This window comes from Nonomuraea sp. MTCD27, assembly GCF_041950495.1.
Classification (GTDB): Bacteria; Actinomycetota; Actinomycetes; order Streptosporangiales; family Streptosporangiaceae; genus Nonomuraea.
In genome coordinates, this window is the sequence record NZ_JBGNUW010000037.1 from 77,322 (window position 1) to 91,972 (window position 14,651).

Annotated in this window: 17 protein-coding genes, 1 tRNA gene and 1 pseudogene; 11 read left to right on the forward strand and 8 right to left on the reverse strand. The window is 66.6% G+C overall.

Going from position 1 to position 14,651, the window contains the following annotated elements; translation table 11 throughout:
• The coding region (locus ACBJ59_RS58120) for a tetratricopeptide repeat protein (protein WP_375118564.1) at positions 1-1,462 on the forward strand (1,462 nt) is incomplete at its 5' end.
• A gap of 235 nt (positions 1,463-1,697) precedes the next feature.
• Here ACBJ59_RS58120 and ACBJ59_RS58125 read toward each other — a convergent pair.
• On the reverse strand, positions 1,698-2,129 hold the full coding sequence (locus tag ACBJ59_RS58125) for a hypothetical protein (RefSeq protein WP_375118565.1): 432 nt from the start codon (positions 2,127-2,129) through the stop codon (positions 1,698-1,700).
• Positions 2,130-2,278: 149 nt separating this feature from the next.
• On the opposite strand from ACBJ59_RS58125, the gene ACBJ59_RS58130 reads away from it, so the two are divergent.
• Positions 2,279-2,680, forward strand: coding sequence for a hypothetical protein (locus ACBJ59_RS58130; protein WP_375118566.1), 402 nt, complete (start codon positions 2,279-2,281; stop codon positions 2,678-2,680).
• Between the two features lie 15 nt (positions 2,681-2,695).
• Here ACBJ59_RS58130 and ACBJ59_RS58135 read toward each other — a convergent pair whose 3' ends face one another.
• Positions 2,696-2,944 (reverse strand): hypothetical protein, encoded by a 249-nt coding sequence (locus ACBJ59_RS58135; RefSeq protein ID WP_375118567.1) that lies wholly within the window; start codon positions 2,942-2,944, stop codon positions 2,696-2,698.
• Positions 2,941-3,108: pseudogene (locus tag ACBJ59_RS58140) on the reverse strand (ATP-binding protein); the annotation flags it as partial. The gene ACBJ59_RS58135 and the pseudogene ACBJ59_RS58140, both read right to left, overlap by 4 nt.
• Positions 3,109-3,322: 214 nt before the next feature.
• Between ACBJ59_RS58140 and ACBJ59_RS58145 the strand changes: the two are divergent.
• The 5 genes from ACBJ59_RS58145 (at position 3,323) to ACBJ59_RS58165 (ending at position 7,019) form a co-directional block, all read left to right on the forward strand.
• Positions 3,323-4,321, forward strand: coding sequence for a tyrosine-type recombinase/integrase (locus ACBJ59_RS58145; RefSeq protein WP_375118568.1), 999 nt, complete (start codon positions 3,323-3,325; stop codon positions 4,319-4,321).
• Positions 4,318-4,629, forward strand: a complete 312-nt coding sequence (locus ACBJ59_RS58150; RefSeq protein WP_375118569.1) for a helix-turn-helix domain-containing protein — start codon at positions 4,318-4,320, stop codon at positions 4,627-4,629. The genes ACBJ59_RS58145 and ACBJ59_RS58150 overlap by 4 nt, the downstream gene beginning before the upstream one ends.
• 19 nt (positions 4,630-4,648) lie before the next feature.
• Complete coding sequence (locus ACBJ59_RS58155) at positions 4,649-6,037, forward strand: hypothetical protein (RefSeq protein WP_375118570.1); 1,389 nt, start codon at positions 4,649-4,651, stop codon at positions 6,035-6,037.
• Positions 6,037-6,288: a hypothetical protein gene (locus ACBJ59_RS58160; RefSeq protein ID WP_375118571.1), complete on the forward strand. Its 252-nt coding sequence runs from the start codon at positions 6,037-6,039 to the stop codon at positions 6,286-6,288. The genes ACBJ59_RS58155 and ACBJ59_RS58160 overlap by 1 nt, the downstream gene beginning before the upstream one ends.
• A gap of 113 nt (positions 6,289-6,401) precedes the next feature.
• On the forward strand, positions 6,402-7,019 hold the full coding sequence (locus tag ACBJ59_RS58165; RefSeq protein WP_375118572.1) for a DUF6461 domain-containing protein: 618 nt from the start codon (positions 6,402-6,404) through the stop codon (positions 7,017-7,019).
• A 149-nt stretch (positions 7,020-7,168) separates the two neighbouring features.
• On the opposite strand, the gene istB is transcribed toward ACBJ59_RS58165, so the two are convergent.
• The 3 genes from istB to ACBJ59_RS58180 form a co-directional block, all read right to left on the reverse strand.
• On the reverse strand, positions 7,169-7,825 hold the full coding sequence (gene istB, locus ACBJ59_RS58170) for an IS21-like element helper ATPase IstB (protein ID WP_375118573.1): 657 nt from the start codon (positions 7,823-7,825) through the stop codon (positions 7,169-7,171).
• Between the two features lie 65 nt (positions 7,826-7,890).
• Positions 7,891-9,303, reverse strand: coding sequence for an IS21 family transposase (istA, locus tag ACBJ59_RS58175; protein WP_375118574.1), 1,413 nt, complete (start codon positions 9,301-9,303; stop codon positions 7,891-7,893).
• 84 nt (positions 9,304-9,387) lie between these two features.
• Positions 9,388-9,651 (reverse strand): hypothetical protein, encoded by a 264-nt coding sequence (locus tag ACBJ59_RS58180; RefSeq protein WP_375118575.1) that lies wholly within the window; start codon positions 9,649-9,651, stop codon positions 9,388-9,390.
• Positions 9,652-9,743: 92 nt separating this feature from the next.
• Between ACBJ59_RS58180 and ACBJ59_RS58185 the strand changes: the two genes are divergently transcribed.
• The 3 genes from ACBJ59_RS58185 (at position 9,744) to ACBJ59_RS58195 (ending at position 11,517) form a co-directional block, all read left to right on the forward strand.
• A complete protein-coding gene (locus tag ACBJ59_RS58185) occupies positions 9,744-10,130 on the forward strand; it encodes a hypothetical protein (RefSeq protein ID WP_375118576.1) in 387 nt (128 codons plus the stop codon).
• A gap of 489 nt (positions 10,131-10,619) precedes the next feature.
• A tRNA-Arg gene (locus tag ACBJ59_RS58190) sits at positions 10,620-10,688 on the forward strand.
• A 571-nt stretch (positions 10,689-11,259) separates the two neighbouring features.
• Complete coding sequence (locus ACBJ59_RS58195) at positions 11,260-11,517, forward strand: hypothetical protein (protein WP_375118577.1); 258 nt, start codon at positions 11,260-11,262, stop codon at positions 11,515-11,517.
• A 421-nt stretch (positions 11,518-11,938) separates the two neighbouring features.
• On the opposite strand, the gene ACBJ59_RS58200 is transcribed toward ACBJ59_RS58195, so the two are convergent.
• Together ACBJ59_RS58200 and ACBJ59_RS58205 are read right to left on the reverse strand one after the other, a co-directional pair.
• Positions 11,939-12,568: a hypothetical protein gene (locus tag ACBJ59_RS58200; protein WP_375118578.1), complete on the reverse strand. Its 630-nt coding sequence runs from the start codon at positions 12,566-12,568 to the stop codon at positions 11,939-11,941.
• A gap of 48 nt (positions 12,569-12,616) precedes the next feature.
• The gene (locus ACBJ59_RS58205) at positions 12,617-12,799 is read right to left on the reverse strand and encodes a hypothetical protein (protein ID WP_375118579.1); all 183 of its coding nucleotides are present in this window, start codon (positions 12,797-12,799) and stop codon (positions 12,617-12,619) included.
• Between the two features lie 407 nt (positions 12,800-13,206).
• Between ACBJ59_RS58205 and ACBJ59_RS58210 the strand changes: the two genes are divergently transcribed.
• Complete coding sequence (locus tag ACBJ59_RS58210; protein ID WP_375118580.1) at positions 13,207-13,800, forward strand: hypothetical protein; 594 nt, start codon at positions 13,207-13,209, stop codon at positions 13,798-13,800.
• Positions 13,801-14,651: the final 851 nt, after the last annotated feature.

Here is a 14,651-nt window from a genome sequence, read left to right on the forward strand (position 1 = left end):
CATCACCGAAGCCGCGCTTGGTCCCGACCACCCAGACGTGGCCACTCTGCTGGGGAATCAGGCGGCAAGCTTCCACGCTCTCGGTCGTCCTGGTGAAGCAGTCCCGCTGCAGGAGCGAGCCTTGGCCATCACCGAAGCCGCGTTCGGCCCCGACCACCCCACCGTGGCCACTCTGCTGGGGCAACTGGCGTCCAGCTTCCGCGCTCTCGGTCGTCCTGGTGGAGCAGTTCCGCTGGAGGAGCGGGCCTTGGCCATCACCGAAGCCGCATTCGGTCCCCACCACCCAGACATGGCCACCCGACTGGGGAACCTCGCGTCCAGCTACAACGCTCTGGGGCGCCCTGGTGAGGCGGTTCCGCTGCAGGAGCGGGCCTTGGCCATCACCGAGGCCGCGTTCGGTCCCGACCACCCAGACGTGGCCACTCTCCTGGGGAATCTTGCGTCGAGCCACTACGCTCTGGGGCACCCTGGTGAGGCGGTACGCCTGGAGGAGCGTGCCCTGGCCATCGTCGAAACCTCATTCGGCCCCGACCACCCAGACATGGCCATCCGGCTGGGGAACCTCGCGTCCAACTACCACGCTCTGGGGCGCCCCGGTGAGGCAGAACGCCTGGAGCAGCGTGCCCTAGCCATCATCGAAGCCGCGCTTGGTCCCGACCACCCAGACGTGGCCATCCGGCTGGGGAACCTTGCGTCGAGCCACTACGCTCTGGGGCACCCTGGTGAGGCGGTTCCGCTGCAGCAGCGAGCCCTGGCCATCACCGAAGCCGCGCTCGGTCCCGATCACCCAGACATGGCCATCTTGCTCGGGAACCTGGCATCGAGTTACCACGCGCTAGGACGCACCGGTGAGGCGGTTCCGCTGCAGCAGCGAGCCCTGGCCATCACCGAAGCCGCGCTCGGTCCCGATCACCCAGACGTGGCTATCGGGCTGGGGAACCTTGCGTTGAGCTTTTATGCATTGGGTCGCCCGGGTGAGGCGGTTCCGCTGCAGCAGCGAGCCCTGGCCATCGTCGAAACCTCATTTGGCCCCGACCACCCCACCGTGGCTATCTTCCTGGGGAGCCTAGCGTCCAGCTACGACGCTCTGGGCCGCACCGGTGAGGCGGTTCCGCTGGAGGAGCGGGCCCTGACCATCACCGAAGCCGCATTCGGCCCCGACCACCCAGACATGGCGATCCGGCTGGGGAACCTTGCGTCGAGTTACCACGCGCTGGGACGCACCGGTGAGGCGGTTCCGCTGCAGCAGCGGGCCCTGGCCATCACTGAAACCGTCTTCGGCCCCGACCACCCGCAAGCAAAAGTCTTACGGCAGAATCTGGACTACATGCATCACCAACGTACGAAACAGACTTCCAGATGCGCGCCTGCCCACTACGGCGATTCGAACCGTAACGCCCCTTGCCCATGCGGTTCGGGCAGGAAGTTCAAGCGCTGTCATGGTGCCGGTTCGGCTTCCTGAGCAGAGCAGTGCCGACAGGACGTGTGACGCCAACACTGACGGCAACGTCGGCCACCAACCCCGTGCAGACAACACCGCTGGCAACCGTCCGCTCCCTGGTCGTAGTGCGTGAAAGGGTTGATCGCTACTCCTGAAAGCGGACGGTCATGCCGCCGCGGAGCTTCTAGCATTCGACCGGTAGCCAGTCGTGGCTTACGCCTTGATGAGGAGCGCCGCCCAAGGTTGGGTAGGCGTCTCAATGGGTGCGGTTCAACACCTGGTCTTCTGCCTCGTCGAGCCAGCGCCGATACCAACGGGCGAAGCCGAGTGGGTTTCCGTCGTCGCCGTGGAGCGGTCGGAATCCCTTCCCATCAGCGGTGTCATCCGCCCACATCTGACCCTGTGCCGGGCCGCTGATCATCAGGGCCTCTCGCAGTGCGCAGCCCAGGTGACATAGATGCAGCAGCCCGATCGAATGCCGGGGATCGTAGACGAGCGTGTCGTGCTGCTCCCAGTACGCATCCTCGGCCGCATTGAACTCCTCGGTGGAATCGAAATCGTCCTCGTCTGGCGGTTCAGGTAGGCCGTCGGCCGGGTTGAACGCCTCGGTGTGAGGAAACGGCTGGTTCAGCGTGTCCAGGTCGGTGAGGTTGACGCCGTCACCCTCCCACCGCCAGCGTCCGCTCACGCGACGCACGAGAAAGAGTCCGTAGGCCGGACCGGCCCCGCCTGTCGGCGTACGGGTCGGTGTGCAGAGCTGAGTACGGATAAACGTGCAGAGGGGCGTGCCTGGGGTTTGGGGTGTTGAGGTGCTGATCGTGGCTGATAATCGGCCTGGTGAGCTGGGTTGCCAACATCATGGTGTCGGTCGATATGGCAGATCGGCCCAACGTGGAGTCGTTAAGTGAGTGGTTGCGGGTGGAAGCCCCGCTTCGGGACCGACCTGGTAGTGGGTGTGGGTTCCTCACTGAGACGACCGGTCAGGATTCGCCGTGGGGTGGTTGGAAGTTCCCCGAGTGCACGGTGTGGGCCGGGGCGCTCAATCACGCGGATCTGACGGCGGTTGTTGATCGGGTCGGGGGTATCGCTTGGCGCTGCCCCAACGCGGTGCAGGTATTCCTGATGGATCAGGAGGAATCGTTCTTCCGGGTGTGGATGCTGCGGGATGGGGAGCTGCGACAGTACGCGCCGACACGGCCTGATGAAGAGGACGAGGACTTCTTTCCGGATGAGCGGTGATTTCGGGCGGAGGTGTCAGTGGTGGCCTGGGTCGTCGCGGGGTTGGTGGCATAGGCCGGCGACGGTGAAGCTGAACAGATCGATGACGGTGCAGGCGGCGAACCTGGCGTTACCGGTCGGCCCTGGGGTGTTCCGGGCGGTGAGGAACGCGGCGAGCCGGTCGCAGATGGCGGGACTGCGTAGGAACTCGTCGATGGTGGTGAGTAGGTCGAGCTGATCGGCAAGGAGGCCGGTGCGGTCGTCGGCCGACTGTGCGGCTGTCATCCGGTGGCTGCGATGTCGGTGTCGAGGGCGGAGTCTTCGACGGCGGCAAGGCGGTTCTTGAGCCGGTAGCTGGGGCCGTTGATCGCGATGACTTCGCAGTGGTGCAGAAGGCGGTCGAGGATGGCCGTGGCCAGGACTTCGTCGCCGAACACCTGTCCCCATTCATCTGGGGGTGGCACATGTTCCTGTCGGAGGATTGCGGCTGCTAGCTGGGGTTCCTGGGTTGTTTCTCGTTTCCCTGATTCGTGAGGTGCGAGAGGCGTATGTTAGGTGCTGCCTTCATTTTTCCGGTGTGAGGAAGGTGTGCCGGTGGCGCGGTCTCGACTGCGGGTGCTGGAAGGCGGGGCACTCCCGCAGGAGCCCCTGGCCAGTGACCCGATGGAGTATCAGGCGCGGTGCGTCGAGGCGTTCGTGGCATCGTGGGCCGCTCGCGGGTTCAGCCCGGTGACCATCGAGAACGATACCGGGCTGCTGGAGCGGACCCTGGCCGCGCTCGGCCGTCCGGCCTGGGAGGTCACCCCTGAAGACATCGACCGGGTGGTCGGCGACCTGGCGCTGGCCGGTCGCGCCGCCTCGACGCGGCGCGAGTATGTGCAGATCTTCAAGGGCTTTCACCGTTTCTTGCAGGTGCGTAAGGCCGCTGAGATCGAGGCCGCGTTCGGGGTGCGGCTGGTCTGCCCGGTGGATGAGTTCAACGCCTCCCGGCATGTCGGCGACGACTCACCGGCCACGCTGCCGCCGCCGACGCCGGAACGGGTGAGCGGCTTCTTCGACTTCCTCAAGGACCGCATCGCCACCGCCCGCAAGTACGCGCCGGCGGCGCGGGATTATGCGTTGTTTCGCACCCTCTATCACGCCGGGCTGCGATCGGAGGAAGCCGCGCTGCTGGACCGGCCGGACGCGCACTTCAACCGGGGTCCGTTCGGCAAGCTGCATGTCCGCTTCGGCAAGGGCGCTCACACCTCCGGGCCGCGGCCGCGGTGGGTGCCCATGCTGGACGGGCTGGACCTGGTGCTGCGCTGGTTCCTCGATGACGTGCGTGGTCGTTTCCCCGACTCGGCGGTGCTGTTCGCCGATGAGTCCGGCGGGGCGTTGCATCGCGGCACCGTCCGTAACCGGCTGCGCTATCTCATGCAGTTGGAGGGACGGCCGCAGGAAGAGTGGTTCAGCCCGCATGCGCTGCGCCGGGCGTGCGCCACCCACAACTACGAACGTGGCGTGGACCTGGTGGCCATCCAGCAGCTGCTCGGGCACTGGACGGTCAGCTCGACGATGCGCTATGTCCGGCCGTCGGCCACCTTCATCGAAGATGCCTATCGCCGGGCGGTGACGAGCACCCTGGGCGAGTTGACCGGGCAAGGAGAGCCGACAGCGTGAAGATCCGATGGAAACTGCGGATGGCCGCCGCGCAGCGTGAGGTGTGGACCGGTGCCCAGCTGCGGCGGCTGCTGGCCGACAAGGCCGGGCTGGAGCTGTCGGCGGCGTCGGTGTCGGCTCTGCTGACCAAGGAGCCCACGCAGGTGAAGCTGTCCACCCTGGCCGCGTTGTGCACCGCGCTGGAGTGCAGCCCCAACGACCTGTTCGAGGTGGACACCACCCCGATCGAGCAGCCCGTCCGGCCGCCGAAGCCGGCGGCCGAACCGAAAGCCGCCTCCAGCGGTGGCCGGTCCATGCCACCGCTGTGACCGAGCACGGAGGGCGGCGGTGGGGAAACGGCAACGCGACTGCGCAGACTGCGGCGGCCCGGTCGGCATCATCGGCCGCCAGCACTGCTGCCGCTGTTTGAACCGGCTCACGCAGGCAGCCGCCAAGGCGTCCTGCCCGGCCTGTGGCAAGCAAAGGGTGCTGCAGGCCGATACCGGCCGGTGCATCACATGCTCACGCGTCTGCCTCGAGTGCGGGCATCCGGTCCGCTCACCGGATGCGACGTTGTGTCGGGACTGCGCCCGCAAGGCGCGGCAGCGGGCAGCTCAGCAGCCGTGTCCACGCTGCGCCCGCCCGGGCTATCTGCGCGACGCCACCGGATGGTGCGGGACCTGCTCACGCTCCCGCCAGGCCAAGGACCCGCCGCGCGTCTGCGACAGCTGCGGCCAGTTGCGCCCGCATGCCGGTCACGGCCTGTGCTCGGCTTGCTGGCAGCGCCGCCCCGAACGGCCCTTCGTCGCCGGGGAGAACCTCATCGCCCGGCTGACTGACCCGCCGCCCTGGCTCGGCGATCTCATCGGCCATCTGGCCGCCGGTCATTCTCCGGCCCGGGCGTGCACGTTGATCGGCCAGCTGGGACGGCTCTTGGGCGACGAACATCCCAACCACCCTCAAGCTCTGCTGGAGCGGGCCCGCCTGCCCGGCCGCTCGATGGGCCCGTTGGCGCGCGGGCTGGAGGTCTTCTTCGTCGAACAGGGGCTGGCGTTGGCCACCGACCATGCCGAACGGCTGGCCGCCGGCCGCCGTCGCCGCCGGATCGACGCCGTCCCCGAGCTGTTGCGGCTCGCGGCGGAGGCGTTCAACACCTTCCTGCTGCGCTCACGCGAGCGGGCTCGCCGGGCTGGAACGCAACCCCGCGCCGACGTCACCCTCGACATCAAGCTGTCCACCCTGCGCGATCTGGCCCAGCACGTCAGCGCGCGCGGAAAGCAGGACTGGGCCCTGGTCGACGTGCACGACATCGAGACGTTCCTGGCCGCTCAGCCCAAGAACCGGGCCCGGCGACTGCAGATCGCCCGGCAGTTCTTCCGCTTCGCCAAGAGCCACAAGATGATCCTGATCGACCCCACCAGCGGGCTGTCGGCGAAGGCGCCCAAGGGCTTCATCGGCAAGACCCTCACCCTCGACCAGCAGCGACGCCTCTTCCGAAGATGGACCACCGACCCGGCCGTCCACCCTCACGAGGCTCTGCTGGGCCTCCTCGCCCTGCTGCACGGCGCCTCCAGCAGCGAGGTCCGCCACTTGCGGCTGAATCAGATCGATCGGGCCGGCCGCGCTATCCGTCTCGGGCAACGTCCCCACCCGGTGCCTTTGGACCCGGTCAGTTGGGCCACCGTGCAGCGTGCGTGGCCCACCGCGAGACGCAGCACACCAGCAACCCGCATCTGATGGTCACCAAGGGCACTAAGGCGGGCCGGAACCCGGCCTCCGTCGCCTATGTCAGCCACGTCCTGGACCCGGCCGGCATCTCACCGCGGATGCTTCGCTCCACCCGCCTGATCGACTTGGTCAACACCATGGACGCCAAACTCGTCGCCGCAGCCTTCGGGATGCACCCCGAAGGTGTCATGATCTATCTCGCCGATCATGTCGCCCCTGGCCGCCTGCCCGCACCAAGCTCGGCTGACCGGCCCGAGTGAGGCTTATCCTTGCTGCGGCGAACTCAGATGATCATGATGCAATCTCCCCGGACGCGGTCCGGACACGCAGTGTGGGGCGTCCCGCAGGATGTCCCCTCCTTCGAGAGGCGGCCATGCAGTCACCGAACTACCTGCACGACCTTCTTGTCTCGACCATCTTCACCGAGGGGCTCGATGCCGAGATGGACCTGTGGGCGCTGGGGTTCAGCGCCATGTGGATCAAGGGCGCGGACCTCGAAGCGCTCGCCCGAACCTTCCACCTGGACCTCGCCACCCGTACCCCGTGCTACCTGAGCGAGATCCTCGACCACGCCATCGACGACGAATCCCGCTGGGTCGCCGAGGTCAACGGCTGGATCGGCATCGTGCCGGCGCACGGCCACGGCGAGTTCCTGCGTTCCGTCACCGAAGGCGGCCGTGAGGCCCTCGGCCTCCGCATGGACATCAACGGCTACGCCTACTTCGATTACGCCCGCGACGGCCGCACGGTCGTCTCCTTCGACCCGCTCTCGCCCGAGAACTGGATGCGGTCCGGCGACGATCCCCACGCGCTCGATCACCTGATGGACGGACTGCGCTTCCAGATCAGCGATGACGACGTCCTCGACAATCCCGTGGAGGATCCGGAGAGCATCAGCTCGGCCTTGGCGCTGATCGGACGCGTCACGGAAACCGACATCGCCGCCGACTGGTTCCTGGCGCAGCACTCACGCATCAGACCAGCCTCCTGACGTCTCGCGCTCAGGGCAGGAGCCCACCGTTGGCTGGCCGTTCTGGGAGACCTCCGTCGTGACCTAACTGGAGGCGGGAGAACAGCTGACAGCCTTAGCCGCAGACACACGTGATTTCCGTTCATGGCTGAACACGTGCAGTTTCGGCGTCACCTGACACACGTTCGCGCGAACATGTGCGCTTTGGAGAAGGCCTTGTTGCTCGTCAGGAGGATTGAGCCCTTCTCATACCGTTTCGAGATGACCTGGAAGACGAGGTTGGCCTCGTCGCGGGCCAGCGGCTGGTAGCCAACCTCGTCCAGAACCAGGACATGTGGGCGCTGGTAGGCACGCATCTTGGAGGTCAGGCGGCCGATGGCGTCGGCGGCTTTGAGCTGGCGGACCATGTCGTCCAGGGTGGTGAAGTAGACGGAGTAGCCGGCCCGGCAGGCCGCCACGGCCAACGCGACCGCAATGTGCGTTTTGCCCACTCCGGGCGGGCCGAGCAGGGCGGCGTTGGACTTGGCCTCGGCGAACGCGACGGTGGCGAGGTCTTTGACCTTGCGCGGGTCCAGCGTGGGCTGGTAGCTGAAGTCGTAGTCGTCGATGCTCTTGTGGTGCGGCATTTTGGAGATGCGCAGCGCATGCCGGATACGACGCTCTTCCTTGACGGCGTGTTCTTCCTCGAGCACCAGGTCCAGGAAGTCCAGGTAGCCCATCTGGGCGCCATCGGCCCGGGAGACGTGGTCGGCCAGCGTGGCGGCCAGATGCGGCAGACCCAGCTTGGTCGCGGTGCCGCGGATCCGGGCGGTGACAAGCTCACTCAACGGTTGGTGTCCTTCAACTCGTGGAAGCCGCCGTCTTCCAGACGGCTGCGCGGTGAAAGGCTGGTTCAGGAGAACGGGCCGGTGCCGGTGATCTGGTCATAGACCGACAGCGGTCGACGGCCGACCTCCACCTCGGCGGCCTCAGTGCGGGCCAGCAGGAACCGCAACGCGCCGGCGGGTTGCCCGCGGCGGCGGCGTGCGGCCGACAGTTCGTCAACGGGACCGCCGTTCGGATCGGGCTCGTGGCTGGTGGTGGTGGCGCGGGTGTGCCCGTCGGGCAGGGCGTCCCAGTGGGCGGCATCAACGATGCGGGCACCGCGACCCAGGGCCCTGGGGTGCACGGCCAATAGCGTGATCCCGCTGGAGTCGGGGACGGTGGCGTGGATGCTGACGGTCGCCGAGGAGGCACGGATTTCCACCAGTTGCCGGTGGAACACCGCGGTGGCGGGGACGGAGTAGAGGTTGGCTTCAAAGGCGACCAGGCAGTCCTTGCCGACGTGCCGCAAGTGCCGGTCGGTAACCAGATACGGTTTGGCCGGGACCGGGCGCAGGGCCGCGTGGTCGCGACGTGCGCGGATCCCGATCACTTCCCCGTGAGTGCGGTGGGTGGTGCGCCGGCGCAGCGGAACCCAGGCCAGGAATGCGTTGTCGATGTCGGTCAGCGAGGAGAACGACCGCCCCGCCAGTACGTGATCGCGGATGATGGTCACCTGCCGTTCCACCCGTCCCTTTCCAGTCGGCCGGTAGGCGGCCAGCACATCGATGTCGAAGCCGTAGTGTCCGGCGAACGCGACCGCTTCGGGGTGCAGCGGGACCGCTTTGCCAGGGGCGACGTGCCGGCGGACCACGGTCTTGGTCCGGTCGTAGACGATCGAGGCCGGCACCCCGCCGAAGTGGTCGAACGCGCGGCGGTGGCAGGCCCAGAAGGTGGCCAGGTCCTGGCTGGTGGTGAAGCAGACGAACGGGTCCCGCGAATACGACAACACCATGTGGAAGGAGTAGACCTTCGCTATCCCGACGTGGGCGAGGATAGCGCCCTCGTCTCCCCAGTCCACCTGGGCTTGGGCGCCCGGCACTACCTCGAACCGGCGGTGTAGCCGGGCCAGCTCACTGGGTGTGTAGCCGAGTTCTTCGGCGATCTTGGGTCGGGCCTCCTGCAGATACAGCTTGACCCGCTGGTAGTGGCCGGTGAAGCCGTACTGCTCCACCAGCCGCTCGTGGATCACCGACGCTTTCAGTAGCAGTTCAGCCCGCAGCCACGCATCGATCACGTGGGCGTAGGCATCGATCACCTGACCGCGTCGAGACCGCCGCGGGGCCGCTACCGGAGGCGCCGCCGGCCCGTCGTCCTCCAGGTACTTCTTCACCGTGCGCCAGTTCAGTCCGGTCTCCCGGGCGATTTCCGAGATCGACGCTCCCGCATCCCTGAGCGCCCGGAACCTGCGCAGGTCGAGCCACCGCTCAGCCTCCAGCACCATCCGACCGGCCCCCCGCCAAGTGAAGATCACCAACACTTGCCAGGCTCCAAGATCACCACCCCAGCACAGCGGCGGACACGCCGATCATCCCTGCACGTTTACCTGTACCTGGCTCTGCACTGGAACCCGTACGCCGACACCGCCGCGCCCCGCCTGCAGCAGGAAAGTCCGGTACTCGCCGGGCAGTTCTACCCGGAGCTGTGTCTCCAGGTCGGCCGGGTCGTCGGCTTTCAGTGGCGGCTCAAGCGTCCAGCCGTGGCCTCCAGCACCGAATACCGCATCGGCGCCGGGTGCGGTGGCCAGCCGCGAGAGCCGTTCGCTTACATCTGCCCAGTCGGCGTGCGTCACGTCCGGCACGATACAAGCACGAGTGGCCAGCACCCAGCGGTGCGGTGATCGCAACGTATCCGGCCGCAGGCTACGGGTGGGATACTCGCCGCGTGCCGCTCTATATACCTCGCGAAGACACCGGTTATCTCGATGGCGCCGTGCCGGTGCTGGTTCTCGTCTCGTCCGAGACGATCGAGCGGCTTCCCGCTTTCCAGCTTGATGCGGGCAGGCCGCTGCTCTGTGACGGCTGGGAGCTCCTTGCCGGCCTGACCGCCTCGGTGGTCGACGGTCCTGGTGATTCCGGGATCTTTGTCGAAGGCACTGTCCGTCCAGGGCAGCTCGAAGAGCGCATCGCATGGCTGGAGGCCGTTGACCGTGCTGGCGGTGCGGTCGTGCTGGTCGTCGACTCGCACGGCCCGGTGGATGATTGGGCTGCCCTGGCCGCTGACGAGAAGGCCCGGGGCGGGTTCGTTCGTACAGTTCAGCGGGCCGGTTGATCGCCCAGCGGCACCACCGATACGTCGTCTCAAGATGACCACCGGTCTGGATGGTCTCGCTAACGCCGTTGCTAGCAATGTCCCTGGACGCGTGTGTACACCTCTGCAAGCTGATCAAGGTCCAGAAGTCACTGAGCAGGCGTTTGTGACGGCGACGGACGTCCGTGGACGATCTCGAAGTGGCTTGTAACAACGCTCATGTCCACGAAGAGGCGCGGGCTTGAGGCCGACGTCAAGTACAAGGGCCCACGAATGCTCTTCCCCGCCGTTCCCTGGCCTTTTCATGCGTCAGACGAGCCGCGTCTTCGTCCGCACGTTGTGGCGGTCTGGCGGCCGCGGAGCTTCCGTCCCTCGGGCCTGGCGGCCCTTCGGCACGGATCCCCCTTGCCACCGGAGGATGTTGGGGCGCTCTCCCCCTCGGGCTGGGATATACAGGGGATGATCTTCACCGACGCAGGGCGACCGTAGGCCGTTCTCCCAGCTCAACATGCCAGCGCAACCGTAGAAGCGCTCGCTCTCCTAAAGCGGGTGCCGCAGGTTTGAATCCTGCCGGGGGCACTCACCTTGATAGGCACTTTTCGGCCCCTGACCTGCGGTTTTATGGCCGCAGGTCTTTGTTTGTGGACCATCCTAGGCAACTGACGATGCCCGCATGCAGCCACAAGACCATGATCAGAGGATATGTGCGGGTGATCTTGACGATGCTTGCCCAGGTCAAGTCCCAATATGGACTATCCACCCGACGGCAACTGGCCAAGGCCCGCCCGGCCAACGGTACAGACACGACCGTTGATCGCTCCCAATGCGTGCATACGCCCTAGCGTCCACCCCGCCCCACAAGCCCTGCCCCTCTTCTGATGGATCACGGGCAGGGGTCGAGATGATGCCTCAGCGGAAAGTGCCTCGTGCAGACGCCGCACCTCATGGATGAACAGGCTCGAGCCCTTGCGTGCCGCCAGCTCCGCCAGCCCCCGGCAGGTCGTCGCGGCCCCAGCGAGCACCGCCGCCCGCACGGCCACTTTGAGCAGGTCGCCCAGTCTTGGCCTGGTCTTTAACACCGGGCCCGGGCAACAGCAACGGCACCGCCTGAGCCAGGGCCGTCCACACGTCGGCGTGCGCTCCGGCCGCCTTGATTTTCGTCGAGGACGCCGGTGATCCGGTTGAGTTCAACCTGCTCGCCACGGACCGTGTGGCCCACGGCCCGGCCGAGGTCGGCCGCGGGCAGCTCCCCGTACGCGGCCAGCATGAGGATGGCGTCGACGCCAGGCCCCGCTGGGCAGGTGTGGGATGGTTCATGACGATCGCGCTCGCGATGCCCGCCGGTCCGTCGGTGCGCCAGCGCGGTCACGGCCTCCACCGGACCACTCCGTGGAAGGCGCTCAAGTAAGTGTGCGGCCAGTGCCTCCCGATGCAAGGACATGAGGGGCGGCCACGACACCGTGTTCGTGAAGGAGGCGGGATAGCCCCGTCTTGGGCGCGAGAGTTCACAGCTCGGCCGGGCGACCCGGGCACGCCCTCAGGGTGCGCGTAGGGCTCGCTGGGAACAGCGCGTCGTTATGCGGTCAGTACGGCGGGCGGGGTCGGCATGCAGTTGCGCGTCAGAGGCGGCTTCGCAGGGCGGCCATGTTCGAAGGCTTTCAGTCGGTGAGCGCCGTGCGTGCCTTCGTAGGCCGGTCCGTTGTACGCCACCCCGGCCCCGCGGTAGGTCGTACCCGCGCGTCCCGTACCGCCGGGCTGGGTGGACGGTCGGGGTTGGCGTAGGCGTTGGCGTCTCCGCGTCGCGACGACGCCCCGCAGACTTTCCGGTATCAGGGTTGAGCGCGTATGGCGGCGATGGCGATCTCACCGCTGACGGCGTGGGCCGCGACCACGGGCGCCACCACGCTGTCGACAAGGACAGTGGCCTGGCCGGCCGACCCGGACGTGTAGCTTACGCCGTCCACGACCGCCTCCTCCACGACCAGCGCCGGCCCCTCGGAACCGTTCCTGCGGCCGGGCACGTGGATGAGCTGAACCCGCTCCCCTCGCTGCAGGTCATAGGGCACCTGGCCCGGCTTGAGCGCCAACCCCAGCCTGACAGCCCTCCCTGCGGCCGCTCCGCCGTCACCGCCCGCGACCATCGGCCTGGTGAGCAGCGTCCCTGGCAGCACGGTGACCGTGGCCACTGTCACCGCCACCTGATCATGCTGCGACCAGGACCAGTACGAAACCCCGTCATCAGCGATACGCGCCTCCTGCAACACACCGCTACCGAACGGCTGCCCGGCGCCGACCCGCTCGGTGACACGGATGACGGACCTACGCTCGTCGGCACGCATCACCAGCACCGTCGTGGCCAGGGCACCACCGAGCACCAGCAGCACGGCGAGCGCGGCGAGCCCCGGGCTGCGTTGACGGGACCACTGCGGCAGCCCACGGGAAGCGACTCCAGTCAGCACTCGCTCCTCCAATCCTTCACGAAAATGGGCCGTTTCGAAGCCTTGGTCTTAGAAGTTGCGTGCCGGATTGCACCAGCGCCACGAGCCGTCCTCGGGATCGACGTCGGGGCCGTAGCAGAATTTGGCCCGCTCGATGGAGCCGAAGAACACCGAATCCAGAACACACCCGCGCTTCGGCCCGGCCTGCAGGAGGATCGTCCTGCCGATCGTCGTCCGGTACTCCACGGCCACTTTGTTCTCGTCATCGAGGTGATCACAGTGCAACGTCTTTACGGTTGGTGCTGATCTCCACATCCCCGAGTCGGCCGTACCCATCGTTCCAAGGCCGTCCGGATGCCCACACGGGCGCAGTTACCATCAGCGAAGCAGTCAGCACTCCCGCGTTGCTACCAGCATCCAGCGTGGCACCGCCTCTCCCTTCCGATCACGACGCCACATCATGTCACTGTTGGTAATTGATCACAATCATGGGGTAGCGAATAGGTAAAGGCCCGATCCCTTGACCGGCTGGCACAACGGATGCCCACGCGACCGTACGCGCCGTCGCAGGAGCACTGCCGAGCCGCCCCCGATACGCCAGGGAAGATCTTTTAAGCCTTCTCCTGACTGGCCGTTGCAGACCCACCACACTGAGGGGCGTGACACCCGATCTCGCCAACGTGCGGGACCGTCTGGTTCCTCTCAGTCGGCTTCACCAGGTGGCGGCCCTGCTCAACATGCCGCACCTGGGCGAGACCGCCACCCGCGGCGACACCCCGCAGGTCAAACGGCAGGCGGCGCTGTATGCCGACATCGCTGACTGGTCTCGACTGTCGGCGCGGGCGGCCGCACAATCCATCAAGCCGGACGCACCCGAGCCCACCGTCCGATTCGCCTACCTCATCGAATACACCGACCAGCACGCCAAGGGCTGGTATGAGGCTCCCAGCGAGCACTCGGATGGAATCACCCTGGCCGAAAGTGCCGAGACGGTCGCACTGACGGTACTCACGCAGTACATCGCCCACTTGGCCGAACACCGTGACGACTACCAGCTGTGGCTGGTGGATTCGCTGTCCTTGCGGGTGAGCGTGTGGCATGTGGATACCGCCGAGGCGCACCGCCGTGGCCGCCTGTCCAACTGGCCCTCCTCGGCGCACACGTTCCAGAAGACAAATCTCCCTCCTCACGCTGTCGAGATCCGCACGCCCGTCCAGATACGCCGATTCATGACTCCCCACATCAGCTCGTGACCGCATGGCAGCAAGTCGTCAGTACCGGTGGGTGAGGACGGCTCAGCCATGCCAACGGTCTGCCGGCCGGGCTCAACGACGGGCTGCCCGCCTTTCACATTCGAGCGTCAGATGATCGAGCAGTGGCAAGCATCAGCGGCCCTGTTGAGGGCCGCGTGGCATAAGACCGTCTCCACACTTCGAGGGGATTGACAGGACTCTGCGGATCTGGAGACTTACAGATTCGATGGAACTACACACCATTCCCATTCATCATGAGGGACGAACGGCGTCTTGGGATGGACAGCGACTGGCCGTAGGAATGTCTGCGGGACTTTTGGAGCTTAGTTTCGACGCCTGATGTTTAAGCTCTGCGACATCGCTCGTGATATCCGCCGGCTCACGACATGATCATCGTTGCCGTTCTCCGGCTCAGTCGCGCTGCTGGGCCTCCCCGTGCACAAACTCCGCCAATGCGCTGACCGCCGCCCTGCTGGCTATAGCGTTCTCGCTTGGCCGCCGGGGCCGCCGCCACCCGCCGCTTCATCTACGGGTACGGCCAGGCCGAGGACTTGGCGGGCATCGTCATTGTGCCGCTCATCACGGCCTCGGGAGAATTGGCCGGGGATGAGGCGGCCAAACGCCTTATAGATTCCCCTAGCATAGGCCCCTCGCTTCCAGGGCGACGCGTCACCCGATATCTCCAGTAGATCTCGATAGTAGCCGCATGCCTCGCCGAAATACCGTACCGGTGGGTGAGGACGGCTCAGCCATGCCAACGGTCTGCCGGCCGGGCTCAACGACGGGCTGCCCGCCTTTCACATTCGAGCGTCAGATGATCGAGCAGTGGCAAGCATCAGCGGCCCTGTTGA